The organism is Vibrio sp. 10N.261.51.A4, from assembly GCF_041471945.1.
In the GTDB taxonomy this organism is placed as follows: Bacteria; Pseudomonadota; Gammaproteobacteria; order Enterobacterales; family Vibrionaceae; genus Vibrio; species Vibrio crassostreae_C.
The window spans coordinates 1-18,352 of the sequence record NZ_JBFRPJ010000084.1 but is presented as its reverse complement, the minus strand read 5'-3'; the positions used below and the strand labels follow the sequence as shown (position 1 = coordinate 18,352).

At 45.8% G+C, this 18,352-nt stretch carries 14 protein-coding genes and 2 pseudogenes; 10 read left to right on the top strand and 6 right to left on the bottom strand.

The window, feature by feature from the left end; translation table 11 throughout:
* A pseudogene (locus AB4384_RS18730) lies at positions 1–266 on the bottom strand (hypothetical protein); the annotation flags it as partial.
* A gap of 195 nt (positions 267–461) precedes the next feature.
* Here AB4384_RS18730 and AB4384_RS18725 point away from each other — a divergent pair.
* Entirely contained in the window at positions 462–860 is a 399-nt protein-coding gene (locus tag AB4384_RS18725; protein WP_102398497.1) for a hypothetical protein, read from the top strand.
* A 61-nt stretch (positions 861–921) separates the two neighbouring features.
* Here AB4384_RS18725 and AB4384_RS18720 read toward each other — a convergent pair whose 3' ends face one another.
* Entirely contained in the window at positions 922–1,422 is a 501-nt protein-coding gene (locus AB4384_RS18720; RefSeq protein ID WP_104216111.1) for a hypothetical protein, read from the bottom strand.
* A 204-nt stretch (positions 1,423–1,626) separates the two neighbouring features.
* Here AB4384_RS18720 and AB4384_RS18715 point away from each other — a divergent pair, with 204 nt between their 5' ends.
* Both AB4384_RS18715 and AB4384_RS18710 read left to right on the top strand, forming a co-directional pair.
* A complete protein-coding gene (locus AB4384_RS18715; protein ID WP_004730320.1) occupies positions 1,627–1,875 on the top strand; it encodes a type II toxin-antitoxin system Phd/YefM family antitoxin in 249 nt (82 codons plus the stop codon).
* Positions 1,865–2,162 (top strand): annotated as a pseudogene (locus AB4384_RS18710) (type II toxin-antitoxin system RelE family toxin). The gene AB4384_RS18715 and the pseudogene AB4384_RS18710 overlap by 11 nt, the downstream one beginning before the upstream one ends.
* A gap of 130 nt (positions 2,163–2,292) precedes the next feature.
* Here the strand turns inward: AB4384_RS18710 and AB4384_RS18705 are convergent.
* The 3 genes from AB4384_RS18705 to AB4384_RS18695 form a co-directional block, all read right to left on the bottom strand.
* Complete coding sequence (locus AB4384_RS18705; RefSeq protein ID WP_372129942.1) at positions 2,293–2,478, bottom strand: hypothetical protein; 186 nt, start codon at positions 2,476–2,478, stop codon at positions 2,293–2,295.
* Between the two features lies 1 nt (position 2,479).
* Entirely contained in the window at positions 2,480–3,001 is a 522-nt protein-coding gene (locus AB4384_RS18700; protein WP_372129941.1) for a hypothetical protein, read from the bottom strand.
* 329 nt (positions 3,002–3,330) lie between these two features.
* Positions 3,331–5,928 (bottom strand): molybdopterin oxidoreductase family protein, encoded by a 2,598-nt coding sequence (locus AB4384_RS18695; RefSeq protein WP_372129940.1) that lies wholly within the window; start codon positions 5,926–5,928, stop codon positions 3,331–3,333.
* A 472-nt stretch (positions 5,929–6,400) separates the two neighbouring features.
* Here AB4384_RS18695 and nirB point away from each other — a divergent pair, with 472 nt between their 5' ends.
* The 4 genes from nirB to AB4384_RS18675 all read left to right on the top strand — a co-directional run bounded on the left by nirB (position 6,401) and on the right by AB4384_RS18675 (position 12,945).
* Positions 6,401–8,983 (top strand): nitrite reductase large subunit NirB, encoded by a 2,583-nt coding sequence (nirB, locus tag AB4384_RS18690; RefSeq protein ID WP_048608691.1) that lies wholly within the window; start codon positions 6,401–6,403, stop codon positions 8,981–8,983.
* Between the two features lie 67 nt (positions 8,984–9,050).
* Positions 9,051–9,395: a nitrite reductase small subunit NirD gene (gene nirD / locus AB4384_RS18685; RefSeq protein ID WP_012600889.1), complete on the top strand. Its 345-nt coding sequence runs from the start codon at positions 9,051–9,053 to the stop codon at positions 9,393–9,395.
* 143 nt (positions 9,396–9,538) lie between these two features.
* Positions 9,539–11,008, top strand: a complete 1,470-nt coding sequence (locus AB4384_RS18680) for a NarK family nitrate/nitrite MFS transporter (protein ID WP_372129939.1) — start codon at positions 9,539–9,541, stop codon at positions 11,006–11,008.
* A 146-nt stretch (positions 11,009–11,154) separates the two neighbouring features.
* Positions 11,155–12,945: a protein kinase domain-containing protein gene (locus tag AB4384_RS18675; protein WP_372129938.1), complete on the top strand. Its 1,791-nt coding sequence runs from the start codon at positions 11,155–11,157 to the stop codon at positions 12,943–12,945.
* A 43-nt stretch (positions 12,946–12,988) separates the two neighbouring features.
* On the opposite strand, the gene cra is transcribed toward AB4384_RS18675, so the two are convergent.
* Positions 12,989–13,993, bottom strand: coding sequence for a catabolite repressor/activator (cra, locus tag AB4384_RS18670; RefSeq protein WP_372129937.1), 1,005 nt, complete (start codon positions 13,991–13,993; stop codon positions 12,989–12,991).
* Positions 13,994–14,356: 363 nt separating this feature from the next.
* Between cra and fruB the strand changes: the two genes are divergently transcribed.
* Genes fruB through fruA form a run of 3 tightly spaced genes read left to right on the top strand, consistent with a single transcriptional unit; the run spans position 14,357 to position 18,235 of the window.
* Positions 14,357–15,490: a fused PTS fructose transporter subunit IIA/HPr protein gene (gene fruB, locus AB4384_RS18665; protein ID WP_372129936.1), complete on the top strand. Its 1,134-nt coding sequence runs from the start codon at positions 14,357–14,359 to the stop codon at positions 15,488–15,490.
* A 9-nt stretch (positions 15,491–15,499) separates the two neighbouring features.
* Positions 15,500–16,477 carry a 1-phosphofructokinase gene (pfkB, locus tag AB4384_RS18660; protein ID WP_372129935.1) on the top strand — a complete coding sequence of 326 codons (978 nt, stop codon included), beginning with the start codon at positions 15,500–15,502 and terminating at the stop codon, positions 16,475–16,477.
* 15 nt (positions 16,478–16,492) lie between these two features.
* The gene (gene fruA / locus AB4384_RS18655; RefSeq protein ID WP_372129934.1) at positions 16,493–18,235 is read left to right on the top strand and encodes a PTS fructose transporter subunit IIBC; all 1,743 of its coding nucleotides are present in this window, start codon (positions 16,493–16,495) and stop codon (positions 18,233–18,235) included.
* Positions 18,236–18,352: the final 117 nt, after the last annotated feature.

Sequence of the window (18,352 nt, the reverse complement as noted above, 5' to 3'; positions counted from 1 at the left end):
CAAAGTGTGCTCGCGCCCTGTTCATACTCCAATGTCAGCTTATCAAGATCGTGCTTCGACTTATCAGGTACGACGGTGTAGGTATAATCGTTATCTTGCAGCCACGTTTCCATAGTATTTAAAAACCCTTCACGTGTTTCAGCGTCTTTAACGATAACAACATCAACTTCAGTCGTAGGTTCTGGAATCGCGCTCCCAGTGTAACGAGGGGCTCCACAACCAGCCAAAATTAAAACCGAAAGCGATAATAGTAGGTATTTTTTCACGTTATATATCCATTAACAGTTAACTGCGTGAATGATACCACATCAAAAAAATGACATATTATATAAGCAAAGGTTAATCAGACATTCCTTGTTACATAAGGCACTAAAAAACTGCGAAAGAAAACGCGAAGGCTATGGGTCTCCTTTGATGAACATTTAAATCATCGCATCATTGAATGCATCACAAGGGATATCATGGAAAAGACACTTCAAACCAAACTGGCGACTAGCCTACTACTGCTGAGAATCGGCATTTTTATCGTCTTCTTATTCTGGGGCTTGGATAAGATCCTTGTCCCTGAGCACGCGACAAAAGTACTGTCTGGCTTTTACGGCATCGACATCTCGAACAATGCGATGATGGCTCTGGGTGTCGCGCAGCTCGGATTTTTAGGCGCATTCGTTGTAGGCATGTGGAAAAAGTACACCTACGGAGCCATTTTGGTCTTGCATGCAGGCTCAACTTTCGCCTCTTTTGGAAAATACATGGACCCGTTCAACAACCTACTGTTCTTCGCCTCTTGGCCAATGCTCGCAGCCTGTATCGCAATCTTCTTACTTCGCAATTACGACACTTACAGCGTGTCCAACTAACACAAAGGGCGCCGTTATTGGCGCCCTGTTTGGTTGGGTTGATTCTTAAACGTTTGTTAGCCTAAGCAAACTGAAATTCCCCACCATGCTCTTCTATTATAAATGAAAGGTCTTGTGCGGCATTTTGGAATATTTCTTGGATGATTCCTTGAATACCATACCACTGTTGAGACAACTGATAATCAGAATGTATGGTGTCATCAGAAAAATCAACGCCGCCCAAGTGAGCAACCTTGGCTAAACCAAAGACTAAATCAAAAGTAATGGGCTCACCTAAACGATGTGCTAACCTGTTTCTGATACGATTCATTTCGATCAAAAAATCAGCCATTGATTGCCAAATTAAACCGCGATTAAGCGCTAACTTAACCTTATTAGGAAAACTCATGTTAAATGGGTTTATCTTCTCACTATCATCAAGCTTCAACTCTATTAATTGAACTAATACTGACTCAAGCAATAAATGACCTGTTAGATATGCACCCAACTCAGTGTTGTTGAACAATTCGAGAATGTGCTCAAGATTTGGTGTTTCTCTGTCTTCCCAAATGTTATCTGTCATATAGACTCACTTACTATTGGATTAGGCAAACGCCGCGTTAAGGTATAAGCAACCCAATACCTTAGCGTCCGCATAATACCTTAAACACATAAACCAACGCATAGTAAAAATGCCACGTGTTGCGAATCACTCTTAAGCAACTTGTTATACCGCTTGATTGAGGCTAAAATGACCAAAATAAAGACCACTTAAGAGACCTATTAAATGACCACTAGAATTTTAGCCGATGTTGCTGCAAGCATTACTGAGTTGAAAGCTAACCCTATGAAAGTTGCAACTAGTGCTTACGGTGAACCTGTTGCTGTACTGAACCGAAATGAGCCAGCATTTTATTGCGTACCAGCCGAAGCGTACGAAATGATGATGGACAGACTCGAAGATCTTGAACTACTAACTATTGCGAAAGAGCGTGAATCTGAAGAGAGTATTTCGGTAAATATTGATGACCTATAAACTCGACTTTAAAAAGAGTGCACTCAAAGAGTGGAAAAAGCTTGGCTCAACGCTTCAACAACAATTTAAGAAAAAGCTAATCGAGCGTTTAGATAACCCGCATGTTCCGGCTTCAAAACTCTCTGGAGCTGACAACATGTATAAGATTAAGCTGCGCCAATCGGGCTACCGTCTCGTCTACAAAGTCGAAGACGATGTCATCATTGTAACCGTCTTAGCAGTCGGAAAACGGAAAACGCGAACGTAGCGATGTTTACCGTAAAGCTATGAAAAGGTTAGATGATTGATTGCGGTATCGCCTGCATAACACGTTTGCTACGATACAGACTTAGCTGAATTTTACTGCCTTAATCACTGAAACTAAAGACAAACTGACAACGCCGAGTGTAGCAAATCGTGTTGATGCATTTGTTATGTTTACTTTCTTGGCCATGGATGATCAGGCTCAACATGGATCATAGGCTTACCATCGCCAGAACCATGTCCTTGACTGCGATCTTTTCCATTTGGATTGCCGCGCCATTGATCTTTACCTGAATCACCACGAGAACCTTTGCCTCTATTCGTGTCTTTAACTGAGTCGTTACTTGGTTTCTTTGCCATACTAAAGTCCTTCAGGAATATAAAAGCTATCGGCAGGGTAAGCCAATTCAACCTCATTGGTACATTTCTTTTTCACTTTCTTATTCTCGGTACTTTCAGGTGTTTTACTGATTAATACCGCATGTTTGTCCATTATTTGCTGCAATTTCTCTTTGTGACATTCGTTATATCCTCTATCTGTACTCATCCTTACTTTCAGTTGTAGTAATTCGTATGACAAGGATCTATATTCGCTCAAGACTTCTTCATATAAGCGAACTTTGTTTGTAATTTTTAAAATAGGTTTAGCTACAGATATTACAGCAGAAATGCTCAAAAAGGATTGCCAAAAGTAATCACCTACCCCTTCCTTCCATAATGTTAAACTAGCTATTGCTGATGTTGATGCTGTAGCCGCAATGGCAAATTCCATACCATTATTTACGCGGACATATTTTTGTAACCTATATCCAAAGTACTTTTCATTTAACTTTGCGGTCCGCAACAAATCATAAACTTCCCAAACTGGATGATCTTTTTTCAAGTTACCTCCTGTAAACATAACAGCTATATTAGACAGAATAATTCTGCATTTTGTCCCCGAAACAATTCTGTCTAGTTTCCAAGACACACTACACTTAGTCTAATAACTCATTTAATAACATTATCTTACCTACTTATCTTCGTATCAAACATGACGAAAAGCAGAAATTTTCCATATAGTTTCTGCAAAATGCAGAAAACTCCCCAATATGTGAGTAAACCGCAGCTCGATAATGAATAGTCATATCTTTGAATATCGTGTTTTCAAACAAAAACGCCGACGTAATTGTCGGCGCTTAACTCTTGGTATTAATAGGTGAGATCTAGTAACTACTTCGCCATGGTGCTCAAAAACTCGGCTTCGAACTCTTCATCGGCTTCTCGGGTTAGGCATTCCACCAGCCATTCGATGCTTTGATGGTCGAGCTTACTGTTCACCACGAAGGCCTGCTTTACACCAGACTGACCCAGCTTGGCAGAGCCGTAGTTCTTGAATGATTTATTGCCGTGGTAATGGAGTGATTTGATCGCCTCCGCGTTAGGTTCTGGCAAGGCATCGAGGGTGTTGGCAAGCTGAATCACCAACTCCATTGGGTTCTTAGATGATGAGATGCGATACAGAAAACCGCCCTCCACTCTTTGGCGCACCCAGTAATCAAATCCGCTGCAATCCATCACCTTGTCACTGACCAGTGCGGCTTCACTGCGATAACCACACGGCTCTACCACGACAGGTGTGTGTTTGAACTCTGGCTGGCCTGATGCAGCATCGGTATGAGGCAAGATCAAGTCACACGGCTTACTGTCTTTGGCGGTCGGTGCGTTCCAGTGAATCGGCATGAAGACTTGTTCACGGCGCATCTCTTTGGTCACCACTAAGCGCGCTTGGCATTCACCTTGTGCGCTGCGCACTTTCACCACTGGATTAATAGTCGCGTGGTTGAACGCATCTAGCCCAAACTCATCCAAGTTTAGTTCCGAAACCGTATCTGGGTGCATGGCGACAAAGGGTTCTGGGGTGTGTTCACCTAAACCTGCCGCCAAGCCTGTGCGGCTCATGGTGTGCCATTGGTCTCGGATTCGACCTGTGTTCATGATTAGCGGGAATTCCAGGCTGGTATCGGCAATCGGTTTGTCGTGCTCGACTGCAATAAACTGCGCTTTGCCAGACTCTGTAAAGAACTCACCATTGGTGAACATGCGTTGCTCAATGATCTCTGGTTGATACTCTAATACTGGCCATTGCTGTGGAGTGAGTTCGCCATAACCTTTCTCATCCAGTTGTGTGAGTCCAATTAAGCACAAGTCTCGCGCTTTACCTGTTTCATTGCCGAGCGCAGTCATCTCGCAATACTCTTTGAAGATCTCACCTTCGTGGCGGAACTCAAATTGCTCTTTGAATCCCATTTTTTGTGCGACTTCTTTTAGAATCCACCAATCGGGTTTGGCTTCCCCTGGGCTTGGTAAAACACGGCGTTGACGTGAGATTCGGCGTTCAGAGTTGGTCACAGTACCCGACTTCTCGCTCCACCCTTGCGCGGGCAGCACCACATCGGCCAAGCGAGTGGTTTCCGTATCGGCAATACAATCAGACACCACCACAAATTGGCACTTCTCTAATGCCGCTTTGATCTTTTCGCTATCAGGCAGGCTCACGACTGGGTTAGTCGCCATGATCCACACGGCTTTGATTTTGCCTTCATTCATGGCATCAAACAGGTCAATCGCTTTTAAGCCCGCATGTGTGGCTAAGCTGTCGGTTTGCCAGAACGCGCTGACGGTTTGGTGTGATTGCGGGTCACCAAATTCAAAGTGCGCGGCTAAGGTATTGGCTAAACCGCCCACCTCACGCCCACCCATCGCGTTCGGCTGACCCGTTACAGAGAATGGCCCCATGCCCGGTTTACCAATTTTCCCGGTGGCTAAATGGCAATTAATAATGGCATTCACCTTGTCACACCCTTGTGTCGATTGGTTCACGCCTTGGGAGTAAATGGTCAGCACCTTCTCGTTCGATGCAAACAAACTGTAGAACTGTTTTAGCTGCTGCTCTGTTAACCCTGTGAGCTCAGGAACGCTTTTTTCGCCCCAGCCCGATTCGGTATAACCTGACTCTGTATAACGGTACTGAGTCGCAGATCGAATCGATTCAGTAAAGCCTTGGGTGTGGTTTTCTATGTAGTCTGCATCTAGCTTGTCGTTATCGTCGAGATAGCCCAATAAACCATTGAACAACGCGACGTCTGAGCCTGATTCCAATGCCAAGTGAATGTCTGCAATTTCACAGGTGTCGGTATAACGCGGGTCGATGACGATGACTTTCAATGCAGGGTTAGCTTGTTTCGCGGCTCTTAGCCTTTGGAAAAGTACCGGGTGACACCATGCTAGGTTGGAGCCTGTAATCACGACTAGATCGGCTTGCTCGAGATCTTCGTAGCAAACCGGTACTGTGTCTGCGCCAAATGCTCGCTTATGCCCGACCACGGTTGAAGCCATACACAACCTAGAGTTACTGTCGATGTTGCCACTACCAATGAAGCCTTTCATCAGTTTATTGGCAACATAATAGTCTTCGGTAAGCAGCTGACCAGATACATAGAACGCAACCGAATCGGCCCCATATTCTTCGATGGTTTGATTGAATTTGTCTGCGACCAACTGAGTGGCACTGTTCCAATCTAGCTCTTGTTTTTGCTCATTCTGAATATGAGCAGGCTGTGTAAGACGACCTAAAGGTGTGACGGTGTCGCCGAGCGCAATCCCTTTAGTACATAGCTTTCCATAGTTTGATGGATGATCTTTATCACCACGTACTTCTAGTTTTCCTAGCGATGTCGGTCTCGCTTCTATTCCACACCCTACACCACAATAAGCACAGGTCGATTTTATCCAGCCGTTATTTGAATCGGTCATCCGTTTCTCGCTCAATTATCCATAATTGTAATAAGTGAAAACAAGCAAATAACACGCCACTTAATAGCAGTTGATGAATAGTAAGTAATTTAATTTAAAAACAACAACTTAATAAAAACACAAATATCAGTAATGAACCAATTAGAACTTAACCAAGATAGAAACTTAATTTTTGCACCATCTTGCTGAAAGTTGCACCACAAAGGCTCATTTATATAAATCTAACAAAAATTTTACATACCACTTTAGGGGTAATTACGTGCTACCTCTATTTTTTAAACCACTGAAAATTATAAGTTAATTTTTATTTAAATGAACGAAACGTAATCTGGCATCCTCCTTGCTCCACTAAAAACCAAGACTTAGAAAAAACATTTTTGTTTTTCTTGATGATTATGAATTGAGTGGAATCTCAACCCGGTATTCATCTGCTAACGACTAGAAATTAGATGCTAGTGATGGTGACGCCGAGAATAAGGAATGGATTATGAGCAAGAAGAAAATCGTCGTTGTTGGTAACGGCATGGTTGGACACAAATTTATCGACAACATCCTGCAATCAGAGAGTGATGAGTTTGATGTGATTACTTTTAGTGAAGAGCCAAGGCTGGCCTACGACCGTGTTCAGCTAACGGCTTACTTTAATGGTAAAAGCGCTGATGACCTGTCATTGACCAGTGAAGAGTATTACCAAAGCAACGGCGTGAACTACTTGTTGAACCAGAAGGTTGCCAAGCTAGACACCGCCAATCAACAAGTCATCACTGAAAGTGGTCACGTTGAAAGTTACGACAAGCTAATCTTGGCGACGGGCTCTTTCCCTTTTGTTCCCCCTATTCCCGGTAACGACCAAGAACACTGTCACGTTTATCGCACCATCGAAGACTTAGACGCCATCGAGCTTTCAAGCAAAGGCAGCAAATCTGGCGTGGTGATTGGTGGTGGTCTGCTTGGCTTAGAGGCCGCAAACGCAGTCAAAAACCTTGGCTTAGAAACCCATGTGGTTGAATTTGCTCCACGCCTGATGGCCGTTCAGTTAGATGACGGTGGCGGCGCCCTACTGCGCAGAAAGATTGAAGACCTTGGTGTGCAAGTTCATACCGAGAAAGCGACCTCTGAAATAGTCGACGGAGAAAACGCTCGCTACCGCATGAACTTCGCAGACGGCACCCACTTAGAAACCGATATGATCGTATTCTCTGCCGGTATTCGCCCTCAAGATGAGCTAGCAAGAAGCTCTGATGTCGAGATTGGCGAGCGTGGCGGTATTGTGATCAACAATCACTGTCAAACCAATATCGACAACGTTTACGCCATTGGAGAATGTGCCCTTTGGGATAACAAGATCTTCGGCTTAGTGGCTCCCGGTTATTCGATGGCAAAAATCGCGGCTTCGCATATTGTCTCTGACGGTACTGACGACGCTGCATTTACGGGCGCAGACATGAGCACCAAACTCAAACTGCTTGGCGTCGATGTGGCCAGTATTGGCGAAGTACACGGCAAGACGGAAGGCGCTCAATCGTATACCTACAACGATGAAATTGAACAAGTTTATAAGCGCCTGATCATCTCGGCAGACGGCACAAAGATTGTCGGTGCCGTATTGGTCGGTGATGCAGAAGCCTACGGTTCGCTACTGCAAATCAAGCAAAACGATATGCCCCTTCCTGAAAACCCATCGGTATTGATTTTACCTAACGTGGCCGATGATTCTGGCTCTGCAATGGGTGTTGAAGCTCTGCCTGATAGCGCTGTGATCTGTTCATGTTTTGATGTGACCAAAGGCGATATTAAAGAGGCCGTTTCAGCTGGCTGCACCACGATGGCTGCATTGAAAGAAACCACGAATGCTTCAACAGGTTGTGGCGGTTGTTCTGCCCTTGCGAAACAGGTTCTCGATAGCGAGCTAAGTAACCTAGGTGTGGAAGTCTCTAACGATATCTGTGAGCACTTTGCTTATTCTCGCCAAGAGCTTACCGACATCATTCGCGTCAACAAAATCAAGACCTTCGACGAGCTGTTAGATTCTCACGGCAACGGATTGGGCTGTACTGTGTGTAAACCGGCTGTCGGTTCGATTCTGGCTTCGTACTGGAACGATTACATCCTTGAAGATCAACATATCGAGCTGCAAGACACCAATGACATCTACCTTGGCAACATGCAAAAAGACGGCACTTACTCGGTAGTTCCGCGTATTGCTGGCGGTGAAATCACTCCAGATAAATTGATTGTTTTAGGCGAAGTCGCTAAAGAGTTCGACCTGTACACCAAAATCACGGGCGGTCAGCGTGTCGACTTGTTTGGCGCACAGCTTAACGAACTGCCTATCATCTGGAAAAAGCTGATTGATGCAGGTTTTGAAACGGGCCACGCCTACGGTAAATCGGTTCGTACCGTGAAATCTTGTGTCGGTAGCACTTGGTGTCGATACGGCGTCGACGACAGTGTTGGCTTAGCGATTCGACTTGAGAACCGCTACAAAGGCCTGCGTTCACCACACAAGATCAAGTTTGCGGTTTCAGGCTGTACTCGTGAATGTGCAGAAGCCCAATCGAAAGACATTGGTGTTATCGCCACCGACAAAGGTTGGAACCTCTACATCTGTGGTAACGGCGGTATGCGTCCTCGTCATGCTGACCTATTCGCCACTGATTTAGACGAAACCACACTCCTTAAATACATCGACCGCGTTTTGATGTTCTACACACGTACCGCAGACCGCTTACAGCGTACATCGGTATGGATGGAGAACCTCGAAGGCGGCATTGAATACCTCAAGCAAGTCGTAATTGAAGACAAGCTCAACGTAGCTGAAGAACTCGAAGCGGACATCGCACTCAACATCGAGAAGTACCAGTGTGAATGGAAAACCACCATTGAAAACCCTGAGAAGATGAAGCGCTTCCAGCACTACATCAACAGTGAAGAAATGGACACTAGCCTCTCTTTCATCAAAGAGCGAGAGCAGCGTTTTCCTAAGCCGAGCTTGAGTGATGCTTCGAATTCAAAACGCGATGAAAAGCTCGCTAAAGCAGACCAAATCGAAGTGACTGAGGTTTCATAAATTTCATCAGGTTCATCAGGTTCATCAATAAAAAAATAAAAACTCAATTTTAGACTAGGAGAAAGTCATGGAAAATTGGACAACCGTATGCAGCACCAGCGATCTAACCCCAAACGGGGGAATTTGCGCCAAAGTAGACGATAACCAAGTGGCTATTTTTTACTGCAAGCGCAGCGACACGCTTTATGGGCTCTCTAATTACGACCCTATCGGCAAGGCGAATGTGATGTCACGTGGTATAATTGGTTCATTAAGCGGAGAACCTTACGTGGCCTCACCCTTATACAAGCAGCATTACCACTTAGAAACTGGCGAATGTCTTGAACAGCCTGAGCTCAAGCTCGTGAAATTTGAAGTTCGCAAACAAGGAGAACAAGTTCAAGTTCTCGCACCACTTGCTATCGCCAGTTAACTAAACCGCCGACACCATCATGCAAACGCTTATTAGCGTGCGCAATTTCGGCACAGGGTTTATGCACATTAAAAGCGTTCTAAGTTCGGAAGTAACGCAGGTGCACAAACCGGGTAATTTTCCAGATTTAAAGGATTTAAACCATGGATAACACTAAATTTTCGCTGCTTTCATTTACGAGTAAGATGAAGGTCTTACACCTAAGCTGGATGGCTTTTTTCATTACCTTTGTTGTGTGGTTCAACTTTGCCCCACTACTGCAAATGGTAAAAACTACGCTTGGTCTTTCTACTGAAGAGATCAAAACACTGCTTATTCTCAACGTTGCATTGACCATTCCGGCGCGTGTCGCCATTGGTATGTTAACCGACCGATACGGCCCAAGATTGGTCTACTCTTCGCTACTCGCTGTCTGTTCAATCCCTTGTTTTATGTTTGCTATGGCAGACTCTTTCATTCAAGCGGCGATTGCTCGTTTCCTATTAGGCTTCATTGGTGCTGGCTTCGTCGTTGGTATTCGCCTTGTGTCTGAGTGGTTCCCACACAATGAACTGGGTACGGCTGAAGGTATTTACGGTGGCTGGGGTAACTTCGGTTCAGCAGCGGCAGCATTCACGCTTCCAACTCTGGCTTTAGCGTTTGGTGGTGAAGACGGCTGGCGTTATGCGGTCGGTATTACTGGCGTAATGAGCTTAGCGTTCTCGTTTGTGTTCTACAAAAACGTAACGGATACACCAAAAGGTTCTACTTACTTCAAACCAGCTCAAGTAACAGCGATGGAAGTGACATCAAAGGGTGACTTTTTCTTCCTACTTATTATGAAGATCCCAATGTATGCCGCACTAGCGCTACTGACATGGAAGCTATCACCAACCAACATCAACATGCTATCTGACATGGCGGTTTACTCCGTATATGCAGGTTTGGCTGCACTTTACGTGTACGAAGTGTCGCAAGTTTGGAAGGTAAATAAGAACGTATTTAAAGAAGAAGTGCCAGAGATTCACAGATACAAATTCAAGCAAGTTGCTGTGTTGAACGTGTTGTATTTCGCGACATTTGGTTCTGAACTGGCTGTAGTTTCTATGTTGCCATTGTTCTTCTCTGAAACCTTTGAATTAACGCCGGTTCTTGCGGGTATGGTTGCATCAGCTTATGCCTTTATGAACCTAATGTCTCGCCCAGGTGGCGGTTGGATTTCAGACAAATTCGGTCGTAAACCAACACTGCTTATTCTGACGATTGGTCTCGCTGTCGGTTACTTTGCAATGGGTCAAGTAGACAGTACATGGCCAGTATGGCTAGCGGTTGTTGCTGCAATGGCGTGTTCTTTCTTCGTACAAGCCGGTGAAGGTGCGGTGTTTGCAACAGTACCTCTGATTAAGCGTCGTATGACAGGTCAAATTGCAGGTATGACGGGTGCTTACGGTAACGTGGGTGCGGTGGTTTACCTAACGGTACTTTCATTCGTAAGTTACCAAACCTTCTTCTTAGTGATTGCAGGAACAGCGGTACTAGGCTTCGTTACTCTGATGTTCATGGAAGAGCCTAACGGCCAAATTGCTGAAGTGAATGACGACGGTAGCGTGACCTTGATTAACGTATCGAGTTAACCACTCATTGAATCGGGAGTAGTACCGAGGTGTGTATCACCACTTTGGTACTGCGTTCAAAGGCTCTGCATTCGCTAGAGCTTTTGTTCTTTCTCAGATGTGCTCTCAAGCAAATGAGAAGACGCCAGTTAAGAAGAAGACCAGTTATGACAATTTCATTCAGCCAAGGGCAAGTCGTCACGCCAGAATCCCATAACCAACTGACTTTGAAGTTTGGTGGTTATTCGAATAAAGGCATACGTGATGAAAATCAAGACGCCATTATTGTAAAGCACCCCAAAACTCGTACTGAGCAAGAGTTGAAAGGCAGTGTTGCCTGTATTGCAGACGGGGCTAGTTGCAGTGAACACGGCCAGAAAGCCAGTCACACTAGCGTGATGCAGTTTATCGACGACTATTACGCCACGCCAAATAGCTGGAGCATTCAACGTTCGGCACAAAAGGTCTTAACCTCACTCAATTCTTGGCTCTTCAACACGTCTGTTTCTAATATCCATCCTGCACAACAAGTTAACCACAATGCTCTCGTTTCGACGTTCAGCAGCGTGATACTCAAATCGAACACCGCGCATATATTCCACGTTGGCGACAGTCGCATTTACTTACTAAGAGATGGAGAATTACGCCAACTGACCCGCGACCACACCCGTAAAAATATGGGACAGAAGCATTATCTTACACGCGCCTTAGGCATGGACAACCAACTCAACGTTGACTATCAAACCCTGCCTATCAAGAAAAACGACTGCTTTATCCTGACATCTGATGGCGTGCACGAGTTTGTATCTCCCAACACCTTCAAAGAACACATCGATAAACCCGGAGCGGATTTCGAATACGCAGCGCAAACCATCTGTAACACCGCTTTAAGCCACAATAGCTCAGACAACGTGAGCTGCTTGATTGTGCAAGTCAGCCATCTGCCTAAACCTTCGCTGATTGAATTCCATGAGAAGCTGGCTAAACGGGCAATCCCACCCGCTTTAAAGCTCGGGCAAAGTATCGACAACTTCATGGTACTTGAGGTGTTGTATGCAGGTTCAAGAAGCCATGTGTATCGTGTGATGCAGAAAGAGACACAAACCGAGTTCGTGCTGAAAGTCCCTTCCGTTCAATATCACGATAGCCCTTCGCAACTCAGAGCTTTCTTTAATGAACAATGGGCGGGGATCTTGTTAAAAAACAAGAGAGTAATGAAGGTTTACCCGACGCCAGAGAACTCGCAATTCTTATACCAAATCTGCGAATGGGTAGAAGGTATCACCCTAAGACAATGGATGTACGACAACCCAAAACCGTCACTCAATGAAGTGCGCGACATACTAGAAAAAATCACACAAGGCATTCGAGTATTACAACGTGCAGACATGGTGCACCGAGACTTAAAACCGGAAAACATCATGATTCAAAGTGATGGTGAGGTAAAAATCATCGACCTTGGTGCGGTGTTAGTGAGAGGCCTTGAAGAGGGAGAGCTCACCGACAAAGACGACACACCATTAGGCGCGGTCAATTACATAGCGCCAGAGACCATCAAGCACAACACGGCCACCACAAGCTCGGATCTGTTCTCTATCGCCGTGATCGGCTATGAGATGCTAACAGGTGGATTGCCCTACTCTGAAATGACTGCACAATCGCTTAAGCAATCTCGTCATCATCAGTGGGAATACCAACCCATCACTCAGAAACGAGCGGACTTACCAAGCTGGGTGGATTTGGTGTTACAAAAAGCCTGCGCGGAGTCGCCAAGCGAACGTCATCAAGTGTTGGGGGATTTTGTGGCAGACCTTTACACACCAAACCAAAGCTTGGTCAAAAGCAAAGCCAAGCAACCTTTGATAAACCGAAACCCGATCCAGTTTTGGAAAGTGTTGGCTTTGTTGCTCGGCATTGTTGCCATTGTAGAGTTGGGCTTATTGCTTAGTTCAAGCTAGGTGTTCAAGTTAAATCCAAGTTCGAGTTAATTCCAAGCTCGAGCTAGCCTCGTTTTACTAAGCTTCTTGGCACTAGCTCAATGCCCGCTTGGTAACGTTTAGCAGACGCGTTCAAAGCCAAAGCAAAGGCGCTGTCTGCAATCACTTCGAATTGCTGTGGCAGTGAGTGGACTTTAAAAGGTAAGAAATCCAATAAACGATTATCACCAAAGGTTGCCAGCTTTACTTGGCTGATCAGTTCTGGCTTTTCAACCATCACATCCAACACACCTTCTAGTAAGGTATAAGACATAGTGACAATGGCATCGGGCACTGTGCCTTTGGCAATCCAACCCTCAAAAATCTCACGCCCTGATTCTCGGTCAAAGTGCTCACCATAACCCACAACCATCGGCTTGTTTTCGGTTAACCCTGTTTGTTGAGTATGTGCTTTATTCGCCGCTTCAAAACCCAACTGACGTTCACGTGAAATGTTCAGATCAGGCAGTGCACCAATCAAACCAACACTATGAATACTGTCATCAAGAATCGAATGCGTCAGTTCAAATGCAGCTTCGAAATCTTCACTGATCACACAGGCAAAGTGCTCATCATCTAAAGGACGGTCAATCGCAATAACGGGTGTGCCTGAGTTTTGCAACTTCAAGTAGAACTCATTGGCGTCTGGCATTGAGCTCGCCACCAGCAAGGCATCAATACGACGGGTTACCAAGGCTTCAGCGACCTTTCGCTCGGTTTCAGCGTCATCATCTGAGCAACCAATCAAAATCTGATAGCCCACTTTACGTGAGTTCTGCTCTATCAATTTTGCTAAACGCGCGTAACTGCTGTTTTCCAGATCAGGAATAATCAAACCAAATGAACGGCTGTTACCAGCGCGCAGCGAGGAAGCAGCATGGTCTGGTCGGTAGTTATACTCTTCCACCACTGCCATCACTTTCTGCTGTGTCTTTTCACTGATTCTGTATTTCTGCGCCTTGCCATTGATCACATAACTGGCTGTCGTTTTCGACACACCGGCTAGTTTGGCAATCTCATCTAGTGTCATATGGGTGACCTGTATTTTGTGCGTAGGATCATATAACCAATCTTCTGATCCTTGGATTAGTTGAATTATATGCTGAATCGATTCAGTATAAAAGCTGAAAGGATTCAGCAAAATCTGAAAAGTGACTTCAATCATCCTTTTGAATGGATTGAGCGTCATTTGTCGTGATTCAGCTTCTTGTTGTTAACGAAACTGGAATTACGACACGCAGCAAAACTATTTTGAAAACCAAAATCGGCTTTGCTGAATTTTTTTACACCGAATGCTGAACCGATTCAGCAAGCATAAAGCAGCGGGCAAATATTGCTCTAGACTGAATCGTAGCGATACACAAATTCTCAAGCGATACGCTAAAGAGGCACCATGCTTAAATTATCAAAATCTGACATCACTCTAGGCCAAACTGCCGAAGACAAATTCAAAGCAATCCAAAACATTGCTGGCGACCTGGCAGCTAAAGGTTTAGTTGACTCTGGTTACGTTGAAGGAATGCTGAACCGTGAAAACCAGAACTCTACGTTCCTAGGTAACGGCATCGCGATTCCTCACGGAACGACGGATACTCGTAGCCTAGTAAAAGAGACAGGCGTTGCGGTACACCACTTCCCTGAAGGTATTGATTGGGCAGACGGCAACCGTGTTTACGTAGCAATTGGTATTGCAGCGAAATCTGACGAGCACTTAGGCATTCTTAAGCAACTAACAAAGGTTCTAGCGGCAGACGGTGTTGAAGAGAAATTAAAGCAAGCTAAATCAGAAGACGAAATCATCGCCCTACTTAACGGCGAAGTTCAGCTAGAAGCCGACCTAGACGCTTCTTTAGTTCAGCTACTGTTCCCTGCGAGCGACATGATTCAAATGTCTGCCGTTGCGGGTGGCCTACTTAAGAACACAGGTTGCACAGACAACGCATTCGTTGCTGACCTAGTAACAAAAACACCAACTCACCTAGGCCAAGGCCTGTGGTTGTTGGGCAGCGACAAAGGCGTAACACGCACTGGCGTATCTTTCGTTTCAACAGCGAACCATTGTGAATACGAAGGCACACCAGTGAAAGCATTAGTCGCATTCGCAGCTTGTAACAGCGCGCACCAATCTATTCTGGCAAACCTAAGCAAGATGGTTTTCTCAGGTAAACAGCAACAACTGTTAACAGCTGACGCAGCGCAAGTGATTGGCCTTCTGAAAGGTGAAGCGGTTTCTACAGCGTCTCAAGACGATGACAACTGCGCAGTATTCAAAATCAAAAACGCACACGGCCTGCACGCTCGTCCGGGCGCAATGCTAGTCGCTGAAGCGAAGAAGTTTGAATCAACAATCCGCGTTTCAAACCTAGATGGCGACGGAAAAGAAGTGAACGCGAAGAGCTTGATGAAAGTCATCGCACTTGGCGTTAAACACGGCCACCAGCTTCAGTTTGTTGCTGAAGGTGACGATGCAGCACAAGCACTTGAATCGATTGGTAAAGCTATCGCTTCAGGCCTTGGCGAAGGTTAAGGAGTCGATATGTCTGATAAACAAATCAAAGCCGTTACCGTAACGCTTAACCCTGCTCTAGACCTGACAGGCGCTATCGACGCACTAAATGTAGGTTCAGTTAGCCTAGTAAACAAAGGCTCTCTGCATGCAGCGGGCAAAGGCGTAAACGTCGCAAAAGTTCTTTCAGAGCTTGGCGCGAAAGTGACCGTAACAGGTTTCCTTGGTCGCAATAACGAAGAAGCGTTCTGCCAACTGTTTGAAGAGATGGGCGCAACTGACCGCTTCATCCGTGTTGATGGCGCAACTCGCATTAACGTGAAATTGGTAGAGAATTCAGGCCAAGTAAGCGACATCAACTTCCCAGGTGTTCCTGTTGATGCTGACGCGATTAAAGCGTTCGAAGAAACCTTGTTAGAACTGGCTGAAGACCACGAATACTTCGTGATTGCAGGCAGCTTGCCACAAGGCGTATCACCAGAGCTTTGCGCTTCTTGGGTACAACGCTTGCGTGACCTAGGTAAAAAGGTGCTATTTGATAGCAGCCGTGACGCACTCAAAGCCGGTATCAATGCGCAACCTTGGCTGATTAAGCCAAACGACGAAGAGCTGTCTCAGCTGTTCAACGCTGAACTAACTACACGCGACCAATGCCAACACGCAGGCCAAGCCCTAAGTGAAAAAGGCATCGATAACATCGTGGTATCACTTGGCGCAGAAGGCGTGATGTGGCTAAACCAAGGTGAATGGTTACATGCTCAACCGCCGCGTATGCAAGTGGTAAGCACAGTAGGCGCAGGTGACACATTAGTCGCAGGCCTTTGTTGGGGTCACATGCAGCAGATGCCAAAACCAGAACTTATTAAATTCGCAACCGCCCTATCTGCTCTAGCAGTTTCACAGGTAGGCGTGGGCATCACCAGCCAACAAGAGCTGGATTCAGTACTACAAAATATCCAATTACAGTCGCTTAGTGCTCCAACTAGCCAGTTAGACACAAGCAAATAGGACAAAAGGTTTATTATGAATATTACCATTATCACAGCTTGCCCTAGTGGCGTAGCAAACAGCATCATCGCAGCAGGCTTGTTAGAGCAAGCGACAAAAGCACTGGGTTGGAACGCCGCTATTGAGTGCCAATCAAGCGTGTTACCTGACTCAACCGTATCGCAAGACGCTATCGACAGCAGCGACGTTGTGGTTATCGCAGCTAACACCAACGTTGATAAAGCGCGCTTTGTCGGCAAGAAAGTGTACCAAGCGGCTATCTCTGAATGCACAGCAGATGCAAAAGCATTTCTTGAGAAAGCGGTAGCAGAAGCAACGGTATTAGACGCTTCTCAAGTTGAGACTACAGTGGAAGTTACTGGTACTTCTCCAGCGACAGGCAGCAAGAAGATCGTAGCGATTACCGCTTGTCCAACGGGTGTTGCACACACCTTTATGGCAGCTGAAGCGCTTGAAGCAGAAGGCAAACGCCTAGGTCACCAAATCAAAGTGGAAACTCGCGGCTCTGTAGGTGCGAAAAACCAACTGACAGACCAAGAAATCGCAGACGCTGATCTAGTTATCATCGCAGCAGATATCGACGTTCCTCTGGATCGTTTTAACGGCAAAGCGCTATACAAAACAACAACAAGCCCTGCTTTGAAGAAAACAAAGCAAGAGATGGAAAAAGCATTCGCAGAAGCTAAACCATACCAACACACAGCATCTTCAAATTCAGCGCCTGCTGACGAGAAGAAAGGCGTGTACAAGCACCTAATGACAGGTGTTTCTCACATGCTCCCTGTGGTTGTTGCGGGCGGTTTGATCATCGCATTGTCTTTCGTATTCGGTATCGAAGCGTTTAAAGAAGAAGGCACACTGGCAGCAGCACTGATGACTATCGGTGGTGGCTCCGCATTCGCACTGATGATTCCTGTTCTGGCTGGTTTCATTGCATTCTCAATTGCTGACCGTCCGGGTCTGGCTCCTGGTCTAATCGGCGGTATGCTGGCTAGCTCAACGGGTGCTGGTTTCCTAGGTGGTATCGCCGCAGGTTTCATTGCAGGTTACTCTGCTAAGTTCATTGCCGACAAGGTCCAACTTCCACAATCCATGGAAGCCCTCAAGCCAATCCTGATCATTCCGTTTATCGCGAGTTTGTTCACTGGTCTTGTGATGGTTTACATCGTGGGTGGCCCTGTTTCTGGCGTGATGAGCGCAATGACAACTTTCCTAAACAACATGGGAACGTCTAACGCGATTCTTTTGGGTGTGATTCTAGGCGCAATGATGTGTTTCGACCTTGGTGGCCCAGTAAACAAAGCAGCTTACACGTTTGGTGTTGGTCTATTGGCTTCGCAAACTTACGCACCAATGGCAGCTATCATGGCCGCAGGTATGGTTCCAGCTCTAGGTATGGGCCTTGCAACTTTCCTAGTGAAAGACAAGTTTGAAGCGGGCGAACGTGAAGCAGGTAAAGCATCATTCGTTCTTGGCCTATGTTTCATCTCTGAAGGCGCAATTCCATTCGCAGCGAAAGACCCAATGCGTGTTATCCCAGCTTGTATGGCAGGTGGCGCACTAACTGGTGCTCTATCAATGATGTTTGGTGCTCAGCTAATGGCTCCACACGGCGGTCTATTCGTACTACTGATTCCTGGTGCTATCTCTCCAGTTCTTATGTACCTAGTGGCGATTGCAGCAGGTACAGCGGTAACAGGCTTTGGTTACGCGGCTCTTAAAAAGATGAGTGACTCTAAGGTAACTGCAGAGGCTTAATCCCCCTACTCTGGTTAACGGTTCAGCCCGATAACCAGAGGCTCTTGATAACCGGTTTCTTGGTAAAACGGCTCCTTAAAACAAAGGCTCCTCATTTGAGGCTGTCTCTTATACACA

What these genes read in the sequence shown, in the direction of transcription:
- AB4384_RS18725 (WP_102398497.1), top strand. Translation starts at nt 462, where the DNA reads ATGGAAAAGACACTTCAAACCAAACTGGCGACTAGCCTACTACTGCTG.
- AB4384_RS18720 (WP_104216111.1), bottom strand. Translation starts at nt 1,422, where the DNA reads ATGACAGATAACATTTGGGAAGACAGAGAAACACCAAATCTTGAGCAC.
- AB4384_RS18715 (WP_004730320.1), top strand. Translation starts at nt 1,627, where the DNA reads ATGACCACTAGAATTTTAGCCGATGTTGCTGCAAGCATTACTGAGTTG.
- AB4384_RS18705 (WP_372129942.1), bottom strand. Translation starts at nt 2,478, where the DNA reads ATGGCAAAGAAACCAAGTAACGACTCAGTTAAAGACACGAATAGAGGC.
- nirB (WP_048608691.1), top strand. Translation starts at nt 6,401, where the DNA reads ATGAGCAAGAAGAAAATCGTCGTTGTTGGTAACGGCATGGTTGGACAC.
- nirD (WP_012600889.1), top strand. Translation starts at nt 9,051, where the DNA reads ATGGAAAATTGGACAACCGTATGCAGCACCAGCGATCTAACCCCAAAC.
- AB4384_RS18680 (WP_372129939.1), top strand. Translation starts at nt 9,539, where the DNA reads ATGGATAACACTAAATTTTCGCTGCTTTCATTTACGAGTAAGATGAAG.
- AB4384_RS18675 (WP_372129938.1), top strand. Translation starts at nt 11,155, where the DNA reads ATGACAATTTCATTCAGCCAAGGGCAAGTCGTCACGCCAGAATCCCAT.
- cra (WP_372129937.1), bottom strand. Translation starts at nt 13,993, where the DNA reads ATGACACTAGATGAGATTGCCAAACTAGCCGGTGTGTCGAAAACGACA.
- fruB (WP_372129936.1), top strand. Translation starts at nt 14,357, where the DNA reads ATGCTTAAATTATCAAAATCTGACATCACTCTAGGCCAAACTGCCGAA.
- pfkB (WP_372129935.1), top strand. Translation starts at nt 15,500, where the DNA reads ATGTCTGATAAACAAATCAAAGCCGTTACCGTAACGCTTAACCCTGCT.
- fruA (WP_372129934.1), top strand. Translation starts at nt 16,493, where the DNA reads ATGAATATTACCATTATCACAGCTTGCCCTAGTGGCGTAGCAAACAGC.